The 21,800-nt window shown below is 37.0% G+C and carries 19 protein-coding genes, 3 tRNA genes and 1 pseudogene; 14 read left to right on the top strand and 9 right to left on the bottom strand.

Annotation, left to right across the window (positions count from 1 at the left end):
- Window positions 1-75: 75 nt before the first annotated feature.
- Window positions 76-267 (bottom strand): antitoxin MazE-like protein, encoded by a 192-nt coding sequence (locus tag V4B17_RS02525; RefSeq protein WP_455479923.1) that lies wholly within the window; start codon window positions 265-267, stop codon window positions 76-78.
- Window positions 268-501: 234 nt separating this feature from the next.
- Between V4B17_RS02525 and V4B17_RS02530 the strand changes: the two are divergent.
- Window positions 502-1,062: pseudogene (locus V4B17_RS02530) on the top strand (lysozyme).
- 155 nt (window positions 1,063-1,217) lie between these two features.
- Window positions 1,218-1,508, top strand: a complete 291-nt coding sequence (locus V4B17_RS02535; RefSeq protein ID WP_455479924.1) for a hypothetical protein — start codon at window positions 1,218-1,220, stop codon at window positions 1,506-1,508.
- Window positions 1,509-2,239: 731 nt separating this feature from the next.
- Here the strand turns inward: V4B17_RS02535 and V4B17_RS02540 are convergent.
- A tRNA-Leu gene (locus tag V4B17_RS02540) sits at window positions 2,240-2,325 on the bottom strand.
- Window positions 2,326-2,479: 154 nt separating this feature from the next.
- Between V4B17_RS02540 and ilvA the strand changes: the two genes are divergently transcribed.
- The 3 genes from ilvA to V4B17_RS02555 all read left to right on the top strand — a co-directional run bounded on the left by ilvA (window position 2,480) and on the right by V4B17_RS02555 (window position 6,003).
- Entirely contained in the window at window positions 2,480-3,757 is a 1,278-nt protein-coding gene (ilvA, locus tag V4B17_RS02545) for a threonine ammonia-lyase IlvA (RefSeq protein WP_455479925.1), read from the top strand.
- A gap of 37 nt (window positions 3,758-3,794) precedes the next feature.
- Window positions 3,795-4,325 carry a hypothetical protein gene (locus V4B17_RS02550; RefSeq protein ID WP_455479926.1) on the top strand — a complete coding sequence of 177 codons (531 nt, stop codon included), beginning with the start codon at window positions 3,795-3,797 and terminating at the stop codon, window positions 4,323-4,325.
- 265 nt (window positions 4,326-4,590) lie between these two features.
- Entirely contained in the window at window positions 4,591-6,003 is a 1,413-nt protein-coding gene (locus V4B17_RS02555; RefSeq protein WP_455480166.1) for a DEAD/DEAH box helicase, read from the top strand.
- Window positions 6,004-6,698: 695 nt separating this feature from the next.
- On the opposite strand, the gene V4B17_RS02560 is transcribed toward V4B17_RS02555, so the two are convergent.
- Window positions 6,699-6,821, bottom strand: a complete 123-nt coding sequence (locus tag V4B17_RS02560) for a hypothetical protein (protein ID WP_455479927.1) — start codon at window positions 6,819-6,821, stop codon at window positions 6,699-6,701.
- A 758-nt stretch (window positions 6,822-7,579) separates the two neighbouring features.
- On the opposite strand from V4B17_RS02560, the gene V4B17_RS02565 reads away from it, so the two are divergent.
- Both V4B17_RS02565 and V4B17_RS02570 read left to right on the top strand, forming a co-directional pair.
- Window positions 7,580-7,825 carry a hypothetical protein gene (locus V4B17_RS02565; RefSeq protein ID WP_455479928.1) on the top strand — a complete coding sequence of 82 codons (246 nt, stop codon included), beginning with the start codon at window positions 7,580-7,582 and terminating at the stop codon, window positions 7,823-7,825.
- A gap of 269 nt (window positions 7,826-8,094) precedes the next feature.
- Window positions 8,095-8,250, top strand: a complete 156-nt coding sequence (locus tag V4B17_RS02570; RefSeq protein WP_455479929.1) for a hypothetical protein — start codon at window positions 8,095-8,097, stop codon at window positions 8,248-8,250.
- Window positions 8,251-8,629: 379 nt separating this feature from the next.
- Here V4B17_RS02570 and V4B17_RS02575 read toward each other — a convergent pair.
- Window positions 8,630-8,704: transfer RNA gene (locus tag V4B17_RS02575), tRNA-Asn, on the bottom strand.
- Window positions 8,705-8,888: 184 nt separating this feature from the next.
- On the opposite strand from V4B17_RS02575, the gene V4B17_RS02580 reads away from it, so the two are divergent.
- The 5 genes from V4B17_RS02580 (at window position 8,889) to V4B17_RS02600 (ending at window position 14,866) form a co-directional block, all read left to right on the top strand.
- Window positions 8,889-8,959, top strand: a tRNA-Cys gene (locus V4B17_RS02580).
- Between the two features lie 215 nt (window positions 8,960-9,174).
- Window positions 9,175-9,849: a protein-L-isoaspartate O-methyltransferase family protein gene (locus tag V4B17_RS02585; RefSeq protein ID WP_455479930.1), complete on the top strand. Its 675-nt coding sequence runs from the start codon at window positions 9,175-9,177 to the stop codon at window positions 9,847-9,849.
- 33 nt (window positions 9,850-9,882) lie between these two features.
- A complete protein-coding gene (locus tag V4B17_RS02590) occupies window positions 9,883-11,226 on the top strand; it encodes a TolC family outer membrane protein (protein WP_455479931.1) in 1,344 nt (447 codons plus the stop codon).
- Window positions 11,227-11,457: 231 nt separating this feature from the next.
- Window positions 11,458-12,024 carry a DUF2497 domain-containing protein gene (locus V4B17_RS02595; RefSeq protein WP_455479932.1) on the top strand — a complete coding sequence of 189 codons (567 nt, stop codon included), beginning with the start codon at window positions 11,458-11,460 and terminating at the stop codon, window positions 12,022-12,024.
- 118 nt (window positions 12,025-12,142) lie between these two features.
- Window positions 12,143-14,866 (top strand): valine--tRNA ligase, encoded by a 2,724-nt coding sequence (locus tag V4B17_RS02600; protein ID WP_455479933.1) that lies wholly within the window; start codon window positions 12,143-12,145, stop codon window positions 14,864-14,866.
- Window positions 14,867-16,231: 1,365 nt separating this feature from the next.
- Here the strand turns inward: V4B17_RS02600 and V4B17_RS02605 are convergent.
- The 5 genes from V4B17_RS02605 to xth all read right to left on the bottom strand — a co-directional run bounded on the left by V4B17_RS02605 (window position 16,232) and on the right by xth (window position 20,413).
- A complete protein-coding gene (locus tag V4B17_RS02605; RefSeq protein WP_455479934.1) occupies window positions 16,232-16,978 on the bottom strand; it encodes an amino acid ABC transporter ATP-binding protein in 747 nt (248 codons plus the stop codon).
- 12 nt (window positions 16,979-16,990) lie between these two features.
- A complete protein-coding gene (locus V4B17_RS02610; RefSeq protein ID WP_455479935.1) occupies window positions 16,991-17,707 on the bottom strand; it encodes an amino acid ABC transporter permease in 717 nt (238 codons plus the stop codon).
- Window positions 17,708-17,709: 2 nt separating this feature from the next.
- Window positions 17,710-18,462 (bottom strand): amino acid ABC transporter permease, encoded by a 753-nt coding sequence (locus V4B17_RS02615; RefSeq protein ID WP_455479936.1) that lies wholly within the window; start codon window positions 18,460-18,462, stop codon window positions 17,710-17,712.
- A gap of 138 nt (window positions 18,463-18,600) precedes the next feature.
- A complete protein-coding gene (locus V4B17_RS02620; RefSeq protein ID WP_455479937.1) occupies window positions 18,601-19,506 on the bottom strand; it encodes a transporter substrate-binding domain-containing protein in 906 nt (301 codons plus the stop codon).
- Window positions 19,507-19,630: 124 nt separating this feature from the next.
- Window positions 19,631-20,413, bottom strand: coding sequence for an exodeoxyribonuclease III (gene xth / locus V4B17_RS02625; protein ID WP_455479938.1), 783 nt, complete (start codon window positions 20,411-20,413; stop codon window positions 19,631-19,633).
- 507 nt (window positions 20,414-20,920) lie between these two features.
- On the opposite strand from xth, the gene rpsL reads away from it, so the two are divergent.
- Both rpsL and rpsG read left to right on the top strand, forming a co-directional pair.
- Window positions 20,921-21,292, top strand: a complete 372-nt coding sequence (gene rpsL, locus V4B17_RS02630; protein ID WP_004859227.1) for a 30S ribosomal protein S12 — start codon at window positions 20,921-20,923, stop codon at window positions 21,290-21,292.
- A gap of 18 nt (window positions 21,293-21,310) precedes the next feature.
- Window positions 21,311-21,781 (top strand): 30S ribosomal protein S7, encoded by a 471-nt coding sequence (gene rpsG, locus V4B17_RS02635; RefSeq protein ID WP_455479939.1) that lies wholly within the window; start codon window positions 21,311-21,313, stop codon window positions 21,779-21,781.
- Window positions 21,782-21,800: the final 19 nt, after the last annotated feature.

Here is a 21,800-nt window from a genome sequence, read left to right on the forward strand (position 1 = left end):
GCTTGAATAATCAATGCAGGTTTTTGTTCACCAAAGTTACCTCATATCGCTATTGTTGTATTAGAGAATCACGCATCATTCTGTCCATCCGTCAATATCTATTAAAGATTGATTTATTTTTGCTGCTAAGCGGAATTGACGACGACATTCTTTTGCAAAATTTAGCTGGCGTGTATCTGGAATCAAAATTTTCGTTAAGCGTAATCCCGATTTTCTTTGTGTATTGTGATGCTTTTGAACCCGTTCATTAACGTGCACTGTACCCATAATAAAATTTCCATAACGTTTCATGTAACGTATAACACTAAACAAAGGTTACATGAAATGTGGTTTCTAATATACGCGATAATTATAATTTTAAATGTCAATCAGCTCCGTGTTTTGCAGGTTTTTTATGGAAGGAAAAATATGTGAAAAATATCGTAAGAAGGGCTTATATTTATCAAGCAATGGGAAGAATTGCGATTACAGTTTTATCAAGATGCCATTGGTATATGAACAATTGGTTATGGTCATACCAGCACTGCTGAAGAGCTTTTGACGCGTAAAGGCGTGAGTATTACTAAAAGAGAAGCAGAAACTATTCTTGACCAAAATTTAAAACAATTTGAGAAGGTAGTTGAGCGAGCAGTCATTATCCCTTTAACGGATGAGTAATCCGCGGCGTTAATCTCCTTTTGCTATAAGGTAGGAACAACAGCATTTAGCAATTCAACATTGCTCAAAAAGCTGAATAAAGGGGATTATGAAGCAGTACCATTTGAATTACAGAGATGGGCGAAAGCAGGAGGACAATGTTTCCAAGGTCTTGTTAATCGTCGTGCGGCAGAAGCAGTCTTATGGGCACGAGGCTCTCATGTTTGTTCAAATTATCAGGCGGTAGAAATAACAGAGCCAATAGGTATTTTCAAAGCAGAAATTTTTGCACCAATTATTAGTTCTTTTTCTGGGCCTTGAGGCCTATTGGCGGGCACTGGCTCAGTTCAATGAGCTTTGGCAGCCATTATGATTGTAGCAGCTTGTATTGGTGTTATGTTTGTAGTCAAACGCTTTTGTGAGTAATGTTTATGATGTGGCGGATGGGAGCAGATTTCATGTTCATTATGGCAACTTTTTTATAACTATAACAAAAGCTTTTTACTTTGGAAAATATGTTGAAAAACAGAAGCAAATAAAGAAAGCCTTAGAGGCAGCAGCAACAAGACTTGAGATGGAAAATGAGATTAACAAGAAAAGTAATTCTGATGTGTGTGCTGATCTTATCAAGTGGGTATTTAACAAATGGATGTGCGGCTTGTGTTGGTTGGATACAAATTTACTTAGAAAAGCAATATGCTACGGCAATTAGCTCAAATTTAGCAAGGGATATTTTAAAGCATAACCAGCAAGGTGAACGCTTGTGCAGATGGAAGCATGGCAAGAAAAATATTGAGAAAATAACAGAGCTTACAGAATCAGAAAAAGAAATGCTTCAAGAAATGATTGTTATCTACCAAAACGTAAAATGATATCTCGCTCCATGAAATGGATCACACTCATCGCCTTTCTCTTTATTTTTGAATTTGTACGCCTTACGTCTGCACCAGACAGCGTCTTTACGCATTTAAAACAGTGGTTTTCAAAAAGTTGAAAAAATATGTAAAAATACAGTCTCTCTTCTTAAAAAATTCCGATTATATTTTTATAGGATACAAAAAAGATATCTAAATGCTTACATCATTTGGTACGTGTAAGTTTTGTGTTGGTCACTCCGAACGTCTATTCGATATGGTTCAAAAATTAGCCGTATCATCAGCATTTCTATCTTTTTTCGTAGCATGACCTAAAAATCTAGAACGTTAATAGAAAAATTTAGCAAAAAAATGTATTTTATAGGGATATGTTTGATAATTATTATTCCCTTACCTCTATTTACGCATCCTGCATCTTAAAAAAATATACAAAATTAATGCATTATTTGTAATAAAAAAAGAGTGGTACCTGCTGAAAAGAAGATCAATTTTAAGCGTTTCTTTTAATTTTGGTAAGATTAGAAGACAAACATCTATTTGAAAGTTGTTCACATGTAAAAAATTTGAGCGTTTTGTGTTGCTAAAGATACCTTGAAGAGAAGAGGCGATTCACAATTTTACGCTATCACGACGCTGTCTGATGGCACTGTAACAACATCATGAAAGGTGGTTTATCTTTTTTGTGATTTTCAATAACCATTTGAAAAATAAAAAAATCCATGTATTTTTGGTGCGGACGGCGGGACTTGAACCCGCAAGGTCTTAGACCGGCAGATTTTAAGTCTGCTATGTTTACCGATTTCATCACGTCCGCGGTAAGAGCACTCTCATAAGCCATATCTTTTATTGAATCAAGAATTAATGATAAGAGAAAAACTTTTCCTTTTTGAATGAGATTTCGACTGACAATAGTTGTCTTTATAGATAGAAGATAAGAAGAAGTCTTAATAGTATTAATGAAGCATGAAATGATTGGGGTTATGAGCAAATTTATTCAAGACGTAACTAAAGCTATGGTGACTTTGCATAATGTATTTGCTGAAACACCACTTCAAAGAAATGATTTCCTTAGTCAAAAATATGGTGCAGAAATTTATTTGAAACGTGAAGATTTAACACCAGTGCGATCATATAAGATTCGTGGTGCTTTTAATTTTGTCTCAGAAATGCTTGATAAGATTTCTCAAGATGTTGCATTCGTTTGCGCATCGGCGGGGAATCATGCGCAAGGCGTTTCTTTTGTTTGTCGCTATTTTAAACGTAAAGGTGTGATTTTTATGCCTGTGACGACCCCGCAACAAAAAATTGATAAGACACGCATTTTTGGTAAAGAGTTTGTTGATATTCGTTTAGTTGGTGAGACATTTGATCAATGTTATGCGGCTGCACAATCTTTTGTTACGCAGGGTGGTGGTATAATGGCACCGCCTTTTGATGATATTCGCATCATTACGGGGCAAGCGACAGTCCTTTGCGAGGCTGTTTTGCAATGGAAAAAACTTAATGGAGAAAGTGAGCCAGATTTAATTATTATACCTGTAGGTGGTGGTGGTTTGGCTAGTGGTGTGAGTAAGTTTTTACATGATTATGGTTGGAAAACAGAAATTCGTTTTGTTGAGCCGCAAAGGGCTGCAAGTTTGCTTGCTTGTTTGAAGAGTGGAAAACGTGTCAAACTTGAAAATATCGATACATTTGTAGATGGTGCTGCTGTGGCTGAAATTGGTGCGTTAAACTACACAATGTTAAAGCGATTTTCACCTGATTCTGTTATTACAGTTCCTGAAAATCGTGTTTGTTCTACAATGCTTGAAATGCTCAATGTTGAAGGTGTGGTTTTGGAGCCAGCAGGTGCTCTATCAATTGATGCCCTTAATAGTCTTTCTTCTCAAGAGTTGAAAGGAAAAAAAGTCCTTCTTGTTATTTCAGGTGGTAATTTTGATTTTGAATGTTTGCCCGATATTAAAGAGCGCTCTCTGCGTTTTCAGGGATTAAAAAGGTATTTTATTTTTAGTTTTCCACAAAATCCTGGTGCATTGCGTAGTTTTCTTGCACAACTTTCTCCAGATGATGATATTGTGCGCCTCGAGTATCTCAAAAAATCGTCCAGAAATTTTGGTTCTGTGTTGATCGCAATTGAAACCAAAAAGTATGACAATTTTTGCCTCTTAGAGAAAAAGTTTCAAGCTTTAGGGTGGCGCTATCGTGATATTACCGACGATCAAACACTGTTTGATTTTACCATTTGAGAAGCGGAGTTTTTTGTAAAAGCGAGAGATATTAAGAATGAAGTCTGTTTTTTATTTTTTATTTGGACTGTTTTTATTTTTAAGTATTAGCAAACAAAGTATAGCATTTGCGCTACCGACAACACAAAAAACTGAACTTTTAAGATTAATTATTGATGTTAATAATGCTGTAAAAAATGGTAATTTTGCGCCTATTTCTGCTTACATGCCCGATCGACTTTATAAAGAAATAGCGCGTCGATTGAATACGACAGAGGATAATTTGCGTGAAAATTTTCTTAAACAGCTGCGTGCTCAATTTGATAATTTGCCCACAGGCGCTTATCGTCTGGATGAAGCGAATATAGATTATTTGCAAACTAGTAACGGTACTTTTTATGCTTTGATTCCGACTACGCTTGAGATGAGTGATCGTGTCATTCAGTATAAAACTTTAGCGATTTTTGATAAAACGCAATGGTATTTAATTTATGGTGGTCAAAAAGCTATACAAAATCCGATCTTTCTTGAGATTTATCCCGATTTTAATGGGGTGCATTTACCGAAGGAAACAATCATTAAAAAATAATTGGCTAACTCACTGTTGTTCTTGTCCACTATAAATAGATTTTACAAAGTACTTGATTTTTTGTTGTAATCGAATAATAATGCGAGGAGGGATGTTGGAGCTAGTTTTAGCCCTTTTTAGGGTGATATTTGTTTCTTTTACCTTAATTTCAAGGTGCTCGTAGGTTGCGCAAGTCGCTATTTCAAGCGTTGCTTCATGAATTTTAAATATCAAGATCTCTTTTGCGCGGATTCTTGAACAACACGGTTTGGCTTAATACTTATTGATAGCTATTGGGCTAAGGGAAGATTTTATTTTGAATTTAAATAGAGAAAACGTTTTCGCACAATTGGGGTTGCCCGCCCTTTTGGTTAAAAACTTGCTTATTGCTGGTATAAATAGACCTAAACCTATTCAAGAGCAAGCTATTCCAATGATGCTGAAGGGGCATGATATTTTAGCTATCGCACAAACAGGTTCCGGAAAAACTTTGGCATTTGGTTTACCTGTTTTAAGTAAAGTTTTGGCTTTAGGTGATAAACGCTGTCCTAAAACTACGCGCGCTTTGATTTTGGCTCCTACACGTGAACTTGCTGTTCAGATTGATGAAACAATTCGCAATGCAGCGAGAGGGACGCATCTCTCGACATGTCTTATTTTGGGAGGGGTATCGCGTTTAAAACAAATTAAGCGCATGAGTGCAGGTGTGGATGTTTTGATAGCAACACCAGGGCGTTTAATGGACCTTGTTCGTGAAAAATGCATTGATCTTTCTCAATCTCGTTTTTTAGTTCTAGATGAGGCAGATCGTATGTTAGATATGGGCTTTATTAATGATGTACGGCAAGTCGCAAAACTTTTGCATCAAGAGCGTCAGACAGCACTTTTTTCTGCGACAATGCCAAAAGAAATTGCCGAACTTGCAAAAAGTTTGCTCAATGATCGTGTAAGGATAGAGGTTTCTCCCCAAGGCACTACCGCTGCGAAAATTGCTCAAAAATTATATTGCATTCCTACACGTGAAAAAAAGAATTTTTTAGGTAAACTTTTGGCAAATCCGGCTTTTTCTTCGGTTATTGTTTTTACCAGAACTAAACACGGTGCTGATACCGTCACACGTAGTTTAGCAAAGATAGGATATTGTGTTGCGACAATTCATGGAAATAAATCACAAAATGCTCGGCAGTTTGCCTTAAAAGCTTTTCGTGAAAAAGCGGTACAGATCCTTGTTGCAACAGATATTGCAGCACGTGGTATTGATATACCGGGTATAAGCCATGTTATTAATTATGATTTACCAGATGAAGCTGAAAGTTATGTGCATCGTATCGGTCGTACAGGACGTAACGGTGCTTCTGGTGAGGCACTCACACTTTTTGATGAAGGAGTAGAGGGAGCACGGTTGCGTGCTGTAGAGCGCCTGATTCGTATGAGATTGGCACGTGAAGCTGTTCCAGAACAGTTTTCTGATTTTCCAGAAAGGTCAATTGTATCAAAAAGTGGAGAAAAAGAAAATAATAGGGAACATCATTTCAGAAAATCTAAACGTCAGAAGCGGTTTTTGAATTGTAAGGACAAATCTGAACAACTACAGAACAAAGATTCTTCCTCTTCAAGTGAAGGGCACAAAAAATCAAAAATAGCAGCAAGGCGGGCGAAACTTTTTCGTTTCCGAAAGTCGGTGAAGCGGGCTGCTTGAGGAAAGTTTTTAGAAGAGATCGTGGTATTTTTTTCCTCCCAATTTCTTAGAAGTGGAAAGATTTGCGATGTCTGGTATCATATAACAATATCTTAAGAAATCATCATTGTATTCTCTTAAACTACAGTCGCACTTTGGTGTATTTGTAAAAAATATCGATGAATTTTGCGCTTTGTTAGATACTTATTGCAATCCAAAGGGCAAAATGTAGTGCGATGTAGCTTGCGTTTTAAGGACAGTATTTGAATGAGAATAAAATTTAAGCTTAGAAATTTAATTTATTCCATTATTCCGTATTTTTTTGAGTTACAGAATTTTTACATTGGTATTAGAGGAATAATACTCCGCAACGCGCCTTTAACTATGGTTCCAGAATAAACCCCTTTCAAGAATCCTACATTTTTCAGATGTTACAATGAGGTTTTGCATCATCACTTCCTTGCTTATTGAAAACTCAAGATTTTATATAGTACGGTGAGAAATTTTTGCGGCGCTCTGCTTTAGCAACTTTACTTTGCTGCGTAAATTGTGAAGCGACGATTAAGGTTTTACCTGTTTCTATTTCAGATTTTGGACAAATCTTTTGTCTGTTCCATCTTTGTTTTATAAAGACAAAATTTACACCCTCTTTCAAATCAAGCTTTTCAACACAATCATTAAACCAAGTGAAAGAATCTTGTTTTAGATGTAAATACCTATGCATTACATGGACATTGTTTAATAAAGTTATGAGGTATGATACCATCAAAACGCTGTTGTTCACCTGCCTTAAGGTAAAAATCAGCAATATCTTCAGAGATATTTTTACAACGGTTCATAGCTGGTTCACTGCGAAAGGTTTGAACAACGTTATCAGCTTTGTCAATAAAGCCTATAATGTCGTTTTTTGCGTAAAATGACCAAAATTAAGCGAGATTTTGATGCCTCATTTTCACATATGGCTAAGAGAATTTTATCAGAATTTATAAAAATCTGTTTTCCCATAATTTCTCCTCCATAACGCCTCTTGGAAAGAGTGTGTGGTTTAAAACAATTATTGTAACTATAATGACAGCAATTATTGAGATGAAGTTATGGTTGGAGTTATCTAATGAATTAAAAAGAAAATTTTAAGAGTTTTATTAAATCAGTACGGATAAAATTTAATTGGACACAGTACAAAAATGGCAAAAACGCTTGGTGTGACCCAGGCAGCTATCTGAAAGTGGGAAAAAGAGGCTCTATCTCTTTAATAAATTATTTAAAATTACAACAAGAACTGCAGCAAAAATTGCCTCAGTTAAAAGATTGTTCTGGCTTTATACACTCTGCGATTGATGTCTCAAAAGTTAACAATCAGCATCACTATTCACACACCTAAATAGAGGTAGGAAAAAGATGCGAAAGATCGTGAAAACCTCCCATACGTAGTCTTGTAAATTAAATCCCTTTCATACAAAAATCAAATATAAAAAAATATTATGATTTTTCACCAAATTGTGATTGTAGCAGAGAGGAGCTTGTAAAACGCTAAACTATTCACAAAAATATTCTCGCAAAACGAGATGAATGGTATCAAGGAAAATTTAATTCTTAGATGCAATGGCATGAATCAATTTTTGCAGACCGAGACGGTTCAATTAAACAACAGAACGCGGCAATTGAAAACTTATCCACTTTGATTGAGCAAAAAGATAAAAAGTTGGATAATCACAGGCATGTATTGACTGTACAGATGATGATTATAGATAAATTAAACAATAAAATCAGTTTCTTAATTAATAAAAAAGAAGAATCTGTATTGGTTGATTGGTTGAATTTTCTTACCAGGGGAGTGTATTGATTATAGAAACCGTAATAAAAATAGGGGCGGTAGGTAGTGAGCATCAACAGCATAATTCACGCACTTAAGCTGGAGAAAAAACAGAGATAGCAAATAATCAACTCCAGATCACTATAGGTCAAGTACAGCCTTTTATGGATATGCTAAAGTTCCAAATCAGCATCCGTTAGGCATTTCAACGTCTCTCACGGCAAGAGCAAAAGGATTTAACCGATTTAGAGCGTGTTGTTCGGTTTTTGTATTTGCAACGGTCAAGTTTTAGCGGCAAGGTGGTAAAGCGCACATTTGGCGTTGAAACGAGCTGTGGTGCACGGTTTAATTATTTTAAGATTGAAGCGTCATTAGAGCTTCTTTGCCAGCGCTTGGCAAGGGTTGCGATTGAAAATACAGATTGGTCAGACTTTATTCTTCGCTATGATAAATAAAACGTTTTGTTTTACCTTGATCCGCCTTATTGGGGTGCTGAGAATTACTATGGAAAGGATTTGTTTAAATGAGAAGATTATCAGGTGATGGCTACGATTCTTGCGTATTTCTTTAAATGACGTACCAAAAATTCGGAAAACCTTTAGTCAATTTCATATAAAAGAGGTCACCACATCTTATTTATGTGGCAGCTCAAATAATGCTATTGCTAAAGAACTGATCATCACGAATTGCGATTTTTAACAGAAAAAAGAAAAAAAGACTCTTTGAAAGGCCTGTGAAGATCCTTTAAAGCCACCTTGAAAACCCTGTGAAAAAAATAAATCTGTACAAAACGAGGTGGAAAACTACATAGACTATGCATAACAATAAGAAATATGGCTCCCCGGGCCGGATTCGAACCAGCGACCAACCGGTTAACAGCCGGTTGCTCTACCACTGAGCTACCGGGGAACAGCGCCAAATCATTTAACTGCAAGGGCTATAGCAAAGCAATACTGATTTGCAAAGGGTAAAATTATTTTTTTTTTAAAAAATGTTATAAGTTGCAGAAAAAGAGGAAAAAGAACAGAAAAAATTTCTACACCTTGACGGATGAATTACCTTCCCTTATTGGTACCGATGTTTTTATTGATGAGGCCTCGTGGCGGAATGGTTACGCAGAGGACTGCAAATCCTTGTATCCCGGTTCGATTCCGGGCGAGGCCTCCGTCTGATCTAAAATGAGATGACTTTTAGGGATAATATGCGCAAGTGAACGGCTTTCCTTCATGGCAAAACGCTTTTGTATGAAAAGTATGCGGTTAGAATCGAGTTGTTGACTGTAGCGTACTTTTTTGTAACACTTACAGTGTAAGGATTCTGAGTTTTCATTATTGCTGTTTTGTTGTATTCTTGTTGTATGTAGGAGAAAAAGGATTGTTATGGTTGCAGATTTTGCAGAGCTTCGCCGCAAAATGGTTGACAATCAAATTCGTACAGTAGATGTAACGGATCTATCAGTTCTTGAGGCATTCTTAACGGTACCGCGTGAAGATTTTGTACCAGAAGATATGAAGGCTTTAAGCTATATTGATACCGATCTTGCTATATATTCACAGCAAAATGGGTTACCTCCATACTATTCTATGGGACCTGCCTCGTTGGCAAAATTGCTCCAGCTTGCGGCTGTAAAATCATCTGATATTGTTTTGGATATTGGTGCAAATAGCGGTTATTGTGCAGCATTACTTTCAAAACTTGCAGGGTCTGTTGTTGCGTTGGAAAGTAATAAAACTCTTTCAGAACATGCTTCTGATACTTTAGAGCGCAATCAGTATGACAATGTGGTCGTAATTCACGGATCTTTGGAGCAAGGATATGCCGTTGGAGGGCCTTATGATCTGATTTTTATTGAAGGTTCTGTTGATTTTATTCCGAAGGAAATCTTTGATCAAATGAAAGATTGTGGGCGTCTTGTTGTGGTTGAAGGACACGGTAATTCCGGTATTGCGCGGATCTATGTAAAAGAAGGTGGGGTTATTGCGACGCGTCGTGCTTTTAATCTCGCTGTGAAACGTCTTTCTGGTTTTTTAGAAACGCCTAATTTTGTATTTTAGTGCTCGTTTTGTTTGTGAATAAAAGATAGTTTTATGATTAATTGGGGGTTTTTTATTGTGTATGGTGTGTTCAAAATGAACAAGAAATTTCAGGCATTCTTGTTACTGGTTTTAAGCAGTTTTTCGGGGTCTGTTTGTGCTGAAACATTGATGGATGCTTTTGCTAAAGCTTATATGCACAATGCTAAGCTGAACAGTGAGCGTGCTGCTGTGCGTATATCAAGTGATGATGTGGCTATTGCACGATCTGGTATGTTGCCACAAATTGAAGGATTTGGAAGCTATGGACGGAGTAAACCCATGGTGGGTTCTTATACTACTTCTGGATCTATAGGGATAAAATTAAATCAAAGGTTATTTGACGGTTTTATCACGCAAAATATGTTTTCTTCAGCTCAGGTTAAACTGCAGGCACAGCGTGAATATCTTCGTAATGCTGAGCAAAATACGTTTCTCGAAACTGTAACAGCGTATGCTAATGTATATCGAGCACGTCGCATTGCTGATCTTCGTAGGGAAAATTTGGCTGCTCTTGAAGAGCAAGTTCGTTCGAATCAAGCAAAATTTGATGTGGGAGAGGGAGGGCGTGTTGATCTTTCTCAAGCACAGGCTGCTCGTTCCGTGGCTGTTTCAGAACTTAGTCTTGCACGTGCTGATGTAAAATCAGCAGAGGCAGTTTATAGACAAATTATTGGTTCTGATCCTGAAAAACTGAAGCGTCCACCCGTGGCAAGAGATTTACCGGTTAATCTTGATGCTGCTTACCAAATTAGCGTTAGTATGCATCCAGCAATTCTTTACGCAAAATATTTTGTTGATGCTAGCCTTTACAATGTAAGGGCGAAAGAAGGGGCATTACTTCCTAAAGTTGATTTTTCTGCAACAACAGCTTACAATCAGATTTACAGTGGTGCTGGAGAGGATGGAGTCTCTAAATCAATAGGATTGTCGGTTAGTGTTCCAATTTTTGAAGGTGGGCGTACGTCTGCCCAGATTCGCCAATCCAAGGAACAACTTGGACAAGCTCGTCTTCAGCTTGATTTGGCTCATAGTAATACAAGACAGGCACTTACTTCTGCATGGTTCCAGTTAGAGGGTGCACATGCATCTGTGGTTGCTTATCGTGAGAGTGTTCGTGCTGCTAAAATTGCTCTTAAAGGGCGCATCCAAGAAAATCGTGTGGGACAGGCAACAACATTGGATGTTTTAAATTCTCGGACTCAGTTAATTAATGCTCAAATTGCGCTTGCAATGGCAGAACATAATGCTGTCGTCGCGAGCTATAGTGTGCAATCTTCCATTGGTAAATTGACTGCAAATTATTTAGGCTTAAAAATGAATAAAATCGATCCGATAATGCTGAAAAGTGACTTTTAAATTCGCAAATGGTTTTTATTTGTAAAAGGTTGAGTGTGTCGATAGTTGAGCGTATTGGGAAATTATGATGATTAGATATAGTTATTGTAAATGAAGAAAGTTGTGTGTAGCGCCTTACTCGTGACAATCATATTTGAAAATATAAGAGGAGATATGTTGATATTGTGATTCTTTTGCTTACACTTAGGATATGATTCTGTTTGTTGTTGCGTTTTTGAGAGGTTTTTAAGTATGGTACAGAGTTCAAGCGTATTACGTGAACCAAGTATGGATGAAATTTTGACATCCATTCGTGAAATAATCGAAGAAAATGCGGTTCAACCTGACCACTTTTTGAATGAAGGTGTTGTAGTAAATGACTCTGCAGATCATTTAGAAGCAGCATCAGAAGGTGTCTATGATACAACTTTATCGGTTGATGATGCAATGAAGGCTTTAGCTGATCGTATTGGCCTTTCCTCTGAGAACAAAGATTGTTTGTTAACACAAGAGAAAGAAGATACAGGTGCGGAAAATAATACGATTGGTGTTGATATGCAAGAAGTAAAACTTTCTTCTGAAGAACAGTGCTCTGTTTATAAAACGAAAGGATATAGTGATGAGGACTCTGTATCGCAGTCAGGAAATATGGATGCTGGTCGTGTGGAATTATCTGAATATTGTATTTCTTCTGCGGAGAAGATCGCAAAGGATGTGTTACGTCCAGCTATAGCGGAGTGGTTGCAGCGTAAATTGCCTGTTTTACTGGAGAATATTTTACGTGAAGAGATTGTTAAAGCAATTAAGAAATCTCCGTAACAATTTATTTTCTTATTATTTTGTTCTTTCTATTTATTTTGAAGGGTTTTATCTGCGGGGACTATGATCAGATTTTAGATCATGTACTGTGTTTTTGGCGGCGTTATGGGTGAGTTGAATGTTAGAAAAAAACTATGATGCTGCTTCCATAGAGCGACAGGTTGCAAAAAAATGGGAAGCGCGTGGTGCTTTTAAAGCGGGGATGGGTTCAAAAAGCGGTGCGGAACCTTTTTGTGTTATGCTTCCACCTCCCAATGTTACAGGCTCTCTTCACATGGGGCATGCGCTCAATGCGACAATTCAAGATATTGTGATTCGGTTTCAGCGGATGCGGGGCAAAAATGTGTTGTGGAAGCCGGGTATGGATCATGCAGGGATTGCTACGCAAATGGTTGTTGAGCGTCAACTTGCAGAGCGTCAAGAGCCAACGCGCCAAGAAATGGGGAGAGAAAGATTTATTGAGCGTATTTGGGAATGGCGTCACAAAGCTGGTGGAGTTATTGCAAACCAGCTGCGTCGACTCGGTGTTTCATGTGATTGGTCGCATGAGCGGTTTACAATGGATGAAGGTTTGTCCCAAGCTGTTCATGAAGTTTTTGTTATGCTTTATAAACAAGGGTTGATATATAAGGATAAGCGTTTGGTTAATTGGGATCCTAAATTGTTAACGGCTATCTCGGATCTTGAAGTTGAGCAAAAAGAAGTTAAAGGTCATTTGTGGCATTTTAGATACCCACTTGAAGGTAAAGTTTTTGATCCGAGTGATGCTACAACTTTTATAACAGTGGCGACAACACGTCCAGAAACCATGCTTGGTGATACGGGGATTGCGGTTAATCCTGAAGATGATCGTTATAAAAACCTTATAGGTAAAAATGCTATTTTGCCGCTTGTTGGTCGTAGATTGTTAATTGTTGGCGATGTTTACGCAGATCCTAGTGAGGGAAGTGGTGCTGTAAAAATTACACCAGCACATGATTTTAATGATTTTGAAGTAGGACAACGAAACAATCTACGTTTGATCAATATTTTTACGAAAAAGGCGGAAATTTTTCTTCGTAAAAATAAAGCGTTTTTTGACGGTTTGGTTTTGTCGGATAAATTAGAATTATTAGTGGAAAATTTAGACCAATCGGATCGTTTTTTTGCACGCAGTCACATTGTTTCTTTGATGGAACAGGGAGGATATTTAGCAGCTGTTGATGATCATCTGCACACTGTTCCTCATGGAGATCGTAGTGGAGTTCCCATTGAACCATTCTTAACAGATCAGTGGTATGTTTGTGCTGCAGAATTAGCCAAGCCAGCGATAGAAGCTGTTCGTCAAGGGAAAACACAATTTGTTCCGGAGAGCTGGAAAAAAACCTATTTCAATTGGATGCAAAATATTCAACCTTGGTGCATTTCGCGCCAATTATGGTGGGGACATCAGATACCTGCATGGTATGGTCCTGATGGAACGATTTTTGTTGAAAAAAATGAAAAGGAGGCTTTGTCTTCGGCTTTCTCTCATTACGGTAAAGTGGTTGAGTTAACTCGTGATGAAGATGTTTTAGACACTTGGTTTTCATCAGCTCTTTGGCCTTTTTCAGCACTAGGTTGGCCAAACAAAACAATGGAATTGGCTACCTTTTATCCAACATCTTTGTCGGTTACAGGATTTGATATTATCTTTTTCTGGGTTGCGCGTATGATGATGATGGGAATTCACTTTATGGGTGAGGTTCCTTTTCAAACGGTTTATGTACACGCTTTGGTCCGAGATCAAAAGGGGGCAAAGATGTCAAAGTCGAAGGGGAATATTATTGATCCATTGGAACTTATTGATCAATATAGCGCAGATGCGCTCCGTTTTACTTTGGCTATCATGGCGGCGCAAGGTCGTGATATAAAACTCGATCCTTCCCGTATTGCAGGTTATCGTAATTTTGCTACGAAATTATGGAATGCTACTCGATTTGCAAAGATGAACGGCGTTAAACATGATCCGGCTTTCAAACCAGAAAAAGCAAAGCTTGTAATTAATCGCTGGATTTTAACGGAGTTATCTAAAACTATTTCAGCAGTAACCACTGGTATTGAAAATTACAAGTTTAATGAATCTGCTAGTGCTCTTTACCGATTCATTTGGAATACATTCTGTGATTGGTATTTAGAGCTTCTCAAACCTATATTTCAAGGTTCAAATGAAAAGGCTAAAAATGAAGCTCAATCCTGTACTGCTTGGGTTTTAGATGAGGTTTATAAGCTTCTTCATCCTTTTATGCCTCATATGACAGAGGAGTTGTGGTCTCTTACAGAAACGCCAAGCGTGAAGCGTGAGGATATGCTGGCATTGATACAATGGCCGGAGGGAATGTTTGCAGATGAAGAGGCCGATTCTGATATTAATTGGCTTATTGATGTTGTTAGTGAAATTCGATCTGTGCGTTTTGAAATGAATATTCCTGCAGCTACGCTGGCGCCTCTTGTTATTGTAGAAGGGGGAGGAGTGACGCGAGAGCGTGTGCAGCGTTATGATATTCTTCTTAAAAAGTTAGCGCGTATTGAAACAATTCATTTCTCTGATAAAGTTCCAGCTGTATCAGCGCAAATAATTTTGGGGGAGGATATTTTTTGTTTGCCGTTGGGGCAGTTGATTGATTTGGGAGCTGAACGTGCTCGTTTGATGAAAAATATCAGCAAAATTGAGCAAAATATTGAAAAAATATCGTTTAAATTAAATAACCCTAAATTTATAGCAAATGCAAAACCAGAAATTGTTGAGATTGAACGCAACAGGATTGCAGAATTGCATGCTGCCCAGAAGAAAATATCTGTTGCTTTAGAGCGTTTGATGTAATTGGATCTTTTATTCTATTCTTCTCATGAAGATTATGAATGAGGAATCGACCAAATTTTACCTTTGCATTTATAAAAGAATAAGTTAGCACTGTTATTTATATTTACTTATCTTTAAATTTGCTTATCATTTTGTATTTAAACAGTTTATTAAAATTTCATCTATTTGAAAACCATCTTTCAGCATATCTGTTTCTTTATTGAGTAGTTTTTATTTTTTATAGTAAGAATATTAAAGTAACCAAATATTATAGTATCAAGCCATCTGTTAAAAATACAGAATGATGATTTACGATTGCAAAATCAATTCATTATAGATGAAAAGGAAAGATTTTTTTTGTTTGATGTCTTTGGAAACTTCCATTTATTTATCTTTCTGTTAGAATTATAATGTTAAAAATATCTTTTTTCTCTTACTGAGAAGAATTTGAATTTGTACAAAGAAATTTGCAGCGGGTATAATTATTAAAGCTGGTACAAGCGAAAAAATTTTAAATGGTAAATGGTTTTAAGCATGGAAAAAGACTGCGATTATTATTTTTTTGGGAGCTCTTTTTCCTGCTTGTGTAATTGATGTTAATAAATACAGAAAGTTACTGGTAATTCATTTATTTTTTTTAACGTGCTATGTCCGATTGTAAAAATGGAAAAATAATAAATTAAGCACTTTTAGCATTACGTTGTGCATTTGATATGAAAAATGTTAGGGTACGCTGAAAACTTGGCCATGTCTATGCGGAGGGTGATGGTGTCCCTGAAGATGATTATAAGGTATATAATTTTGTATCTATTGTTAAAAAAGGTGTTGATTTAGATTCTGAGGATGAAGGCCATGTTTTCAACGATTTTGCGGGTTATATAAAGAAGTGTTCCTCAATTAGCTGTAAAATCTAATTCTTCTTATGCCGCTCATCTTTATATGTAGGCTGCGGTGAATTGCGAAAATCCCAGAGATCAGTACCATCCAGGAAAAATATTTTTAAAGGGAGAGGGAAGAGAGAAAAACTTTGTACAGGCAGCATAATGGTTTCAACTTTCAGAAAAAATGAAATCCTCCTGTTCAAGCAATGTTTAGAAATATGTTATCTTCAGATAAAAAAAACAGTTTATAGTGCCACAATATAAACTGTAATCTATGAAAAAATTAATGTAAAGAATCGAGAGTGGATCCGTTCTATGCAAGAGCACGCCTTTGCCATTTTTGATAGATTTGAAAAATGTACAGCAATATAGCTGGTTGATAATATTTTTAAAAATAACAGCCTTTAAATATTTTATTACAATATTCCTAGTTTTCCTTAGCATTAAATGCTGACTTCTTGTATTTGTCTCAGAAAAGCGATTGTTTTTGATTATAATGTCACTGTTAATGGCCAAGGATCTTAGACAAAAAATCCTGCGCACGCGGAGTTCTTGTTTGCGGATCAGAAAAGAACTCTTTAGATGAGCAGTCTTCGAGAATTTTTCCTTGATCCATAAAAATAACACGTTTAGAAATTTTTTGTGCAAATCCCATTTCATGCGTTACACAAATCATAGTCATACCTTCTTCTGCTAAGCTGATCATGACATCCAGTACTTCGCCTACCATTTCAGGATCTAGAGCAGATGTTGGTTCATCAAAAAGCATAACAAGCGGATCCATAGTTAAGGCGCGCGCGATAGCAACACGTTGTTGCTGACCTCCGGAAAGTTGACCAGGATATTTATTTTTATGATCGATGAGTCCAACGCGTTCAAGATATAACAAACCGCGCTCAAGGGCTTCTTTTTTGCTGCGCTTGAGGACTTTGACCTGTGCAATTGTCAAATTCTCTGCGACAGATAAATGTGGAAAAAGTTCGAAATGCTGAAATACCATTCCTACTTGGCTGCGTAATTTAGGCAAATCCGTTTGTTTTGAATGAACTGGTGTTCCATTAATCCAAATTTCACCTTTTTGGAACGGAACGAGAGCGTTAATGGTTTTTATGAGTGTTGATTTACCTGAACCTGATGGCCCACAAACCACAACAACTTCTCCTTTGTTGATATTGGTTGTACAATTTTTAAGAATATTAATTTCGCCATACCAGTTGGAAACATTTTTTATTTCGATCATATGATCAGACATTTTTTTCTCCTATTAGCGAATAATGGATATTTTTTTTCGGAGACACAAGACCATCTGCGACAGTGTAAAACAGATAACAAAATAGAAAATAGCTGCTAAGATATAAGCTTCTTGCTTCACACCAAAATTGTTGGAAACAATATCAAAACCATTCAAAAGGCTATTACCACTGATTGCATAAACGAGTGTTGTGTCTTGAAAGAGGATAATGACTTGGGTTAAAAAAACTGGCAGCATATCTCTAAAAGCTTGGGGAAGAATTACAATGTACATATTTTGCCAATATGTCATCCCGAGGGCCTGTCCAGCATGTTTTTGTCCTTGTGAAATAGAATTTATGCCAGCACGCATAATTTCAGCAAAATAAGCTGCTTCAAACGCAGTGAATGTAATGAGTGCTGATTTGTTAGCACCGATTGATGTTCCGGTTAGGAAAGGTAAAAGCACAAAAAACCATAAGATAACCATAACGAGTGGTATTGAGCGCATGGCTGTTATGTAAATTATTGCAAGTGAAGAAAGCAGTCTAAAAGAGGAAAGCCGCATCATTGCTAAGAGGGTACCAAAAATAAGACCTAATATCGTTGCAAAAAGAGTTAAAAAAACACTAAAAAGCAAACCTGATAGAATGTAAGAACGGAATATATCAAAAGTAAAAAATGAAAAATCGAAGTCTGAAAAATTGAAAGAGGAAAAAAATCCAAACTTGGAGGTTATGAAATTCATCATATTCAGTGCTCCTCTGTTTGAAAATCAGGAATTTTAATCATTTGCTCAATTATTGTCATAATGATAAATACGAATAAAGCTATAAAAATATAAAGAATCGTAACGATGAGATAGTTTTCATAGACGTGACTTACCTCTTCAATGGTTTGGTATTGAAATTGCATCAGTTCATTTATTGAGACAGCGAATGCTATAGACGAATTTTTCACAATGCCCATTGCTTCTGAAGTAAGGGGAGGCATGATGGTACGCATAGCGCGCGGTAATATGATATAACGATAAGTTTGATAGGTCGTAAACCCCATTGCCATAGCTGCGTATCGTTGTCCAGAAGGGATTGAATCGATACCTGAGCGAACCTGTTCTGCGATGCGAGCGGATGTAAAGAATCCTAAGGCACAAATCATTAACAAAATAGGTGAAAAATTTATTGCTGGTGGATAAATTTTAGGCACAACAAAATACCATAAAAATACCTGTACAAGCAAAGGAATGTTACGCATGATCTCTACCCATATAGCTCCAAGGGCGCGCAGTAAGCAACGGATTATGGAAGTGTTTGGTAGAGTGCGTATTGTTCCTACAACGATACCCAAAAATACAGCTAAAATCAGTGAAGAGGCAGATAGTATAACTGTATTTTTTAAGCCATCAAGCAGTGTATCTAAATAGGTATGACTCACACCAGGAGTTCCGAGGCATCCAGCTACGAGTGTTTGGGTAAGATCATCTGCACAAAGGAAAGAAAAGTCCATTAATTGATATTTCCTAAATTTAATCATCCGTAAAGATAATAATAAATCAGCTGTATTTACATATGCTGAATTTATTAAAAAATGAACTAAAATATAACCACACTCAATTTTCAAAGAGTGTGGTTGTTTTTTTAAATTTTACAAATTATTTTCTGTATAGTCCTCGCGAGGTTTATTATTTGGATACTCCCAAGCATATTCCGTCGCTTTAGACAAAGGGAGATTAACAATCGTGTTTGCAGGCGGAATCGGTTTCATAAACCATTTATCATAAAGTTTTTCAAGTGATTTGTCTTTAATTTGGCGCACAATGCTATCGTTGATTGCTTGTTCGAGGTTTTTGTCATTTAATCGGAGCATACAAGCGATGGGTTCGACTGAAAGTACCGCATCAAGGATAACATAATCGGATGGATTTTTTGATTTAGCAATATGCCCAGCAAGGATTGAAGTATCCATAACAAATGCGTCTGCACGACCAGATTCTAATAACAAGAAGCTATCTCCGTGATCTTTTCCTTTCACAACATTAAAGTGAATGTTTTTTGCACGTTTATTTTTTCGGATAAGCTGAACAGATGTTGAACCAGTAGTTGTTGCGACTGTTTTTCCATTTAGATCGGCAAGAGATTTAATGTCAGAGTTTTTCTTTACGGCAATTCGAACTTCTTCGATATAAGTGGTATAAGCAAATGCGGCTTCTTTACTACGGGAAACATCATTTGTTGTCGAGCCACATTCAAAATCGTAGGTACTATTTTTTAAGAGAGGAATTCTGTTTTGTGATGTAATGGGGAGATAATGAATTTTAATTGGTTTACCAATTTTTTTTGAAATATCATCAATGATATGCTCGGCCATTTCTGTATGGAAACCTACATACTTGTCATTACCAAGAGAATAAGCCAGCCCTGACGATTCACGAACACCTAGCGTGATCTTTCCTGTTCTTTTTATTTTTTCAAGTGTATCATTTTCGGCATGTGCGACATTTGTGAGCCCAATAGCAGTTGCTGCAATAAATATTAACAGTGATTTTTTCATGATGTCCTCCGTTCATTTAAAACTTTTTGTTTATTGTTCAAAATGTATTGCTATGCAGGGTTTAGCACATTTATATCCTAGGTGGGATATTTTTTATCTCAATAAAATCAGGTGGTGTACTCTGTTAATCGAACTTAAAATGAGCCCAAATGGGAATATGGTCTGATGGTTTTTGATATCCTCTTACCTCTTTTTGACTATAAGAACAGATAAGTTGATCTACAGCTTCTGGTGATAGTAAAAAGTGATCAATGCGAATTCCGTTATTTTTAAGCCATGCACGAGCTTGAAAATCCCAGAAGCTGAATGATGGGGTATCTGTGACATTGCGAATAGCGTCATAAAAACCCAAATGAACAATGCGCTGGAATATCTGTCTTGTTTGTGGAAGAAATAATGCATCATGATTCCATTGTTGAGGGTTTTTTGCATCTAATGGGGTAGGAATGACATTATAATCACCAGCTAAGATAAGGGGTTCTTCATATTCAAGCAATGATTTTGCATGTGCGTATAGTCTTTCCATCCATTCTATTTTATAAGGGTATTTTTCGCTTTTGATAGGATTTCCATTCGGAAGATAGAGAGATACAACACGGATAGCACCTTTATTTGTTGAATAAACGGCTTCAATGTACCGTGTTTGTTCATCGTTGTCATTGCCTGGTAATCGTCGGATAACTTCATCAGGTGTTTTTTTAGAGAGAATTGCGACTCCATTAAAACTTTTTTGTCCGTGTGTTTCTATGTGATAACCTAAGTCTTCAATTGCATCGCGTGGAAAATTCTCATCGGTACTTTTAATTTCTTGTAGACAGATTACATCAGGCTGACTTTGCTGTAGCCACTGATATAATGTTTCATGTCGTGCTTTTATTCCAGCAATATTCCACGTTACTATTTTCATGCCGCTCATCTTAAATATCATATGTGCAATTTGTTAAATTTATTCGTTAAAGTGTTGTATAAATATCCCAAATATACGGTCCCTTAATTTATTATACAGAAAAATGTTACTATGAGAATTTGATTTATCAAGAGCTTCTGTAAAAGCCAAATCCAAAGTATTAGAATTTAATTTATTTTCATTTTTAAAAATTTTCTGATGTTTAGTTCTTGACGAATGTATATGTTCTCGCTATTAGAAGGCACTATGACCGGTGTGAGAGTGGCTAGGTAATTTTGGTTTTTTATCCAGAAAGTCATTTGAGCGGGTTTTATTTTGTAAAGATTAAAAGCGAATGCTAGTGCAAAAGGCTATTGCCTTCTCTGCTTGTAGTCGGGTAACCTGTTCATAACAGGAATGCCCGATTTTGTGTGTGAGCTTAGGTATTTATTCCGATTCTATCGGAACAGTAAAAATAGAAAAGCCCAAGTGGGTGAGACGAACGTAGATCGAAAAGAGGAAGGTTACATGCCTACCGTAAACCAGTTAATTCGCAAGCCGCGTGTGGCACCAGTTAAGCGCAATAAGGTTCCTGCTCTTCAATCGAATCCGCAGAAACGTGGTGTTTGTACGCGTGTCTATACAACGACACCGAAGAAGCCGAATTCTGCTCTTCGTAAAGTTGCTAAAGTCCGTTTGACAAATGGATTTGAGGTGATTGGTTATATTCCTGGAGAGGGACATAATCTTCAAGAGCACTCTGTTGTGATGATTCGTGGTGGTCGTGTGAAGGATTTGCCAGGGGTTCGTTATCACATTATCCGTGGGTTGCTTGACACGCAGGGTGTCAAGAATCGTAAACAGCGTCGTTCAAAGTATGGCGCGAAGCGTCCAAAATAATATTGAAAGACAGAGTCCATGTCCCGTCGTCATAGAGCAGAAAAACGTGAAATTAATCCAGATCCCAAGTTTGGTGATTTGGTTATTACAAAATTTATGAATGCTATCATGTTTGATGGTAAAAAGTCAGTTGCTGAGCGTATTGTTTATGGTGCGCTTGACGCTGTGGGAAATAAAGTGAAATCAGATCCTGTGGCTTTGTTTCATCAAGCGTTAGGAAATGTTTCTCCTCATATTGAGGTTCGTTCACGACGCGTTGGTGGTGCTACTTATCAGGTTCCGATTGATGTTCGTCCTGATCGTCGTCAGGCTCTTGCTATTCGTTGGTTGATTTCAGCAGCGCGTGGGCGTAATGAAACGACAATGATCGATCGTCTTTCGGGTGAGCTGATGGATGCGGCTAATAATCGCGGTTCTGCGGTAAAGAAGCGTGAGGATGTTCATCGTATGGCTGAGGCTAATCGTGCATTCGCTCATTATCGCTGGTAAGCGTGTTTTAAACTGAGGC

Source organism: Bartonella sp. B23 (assembly GCF_053793815.1).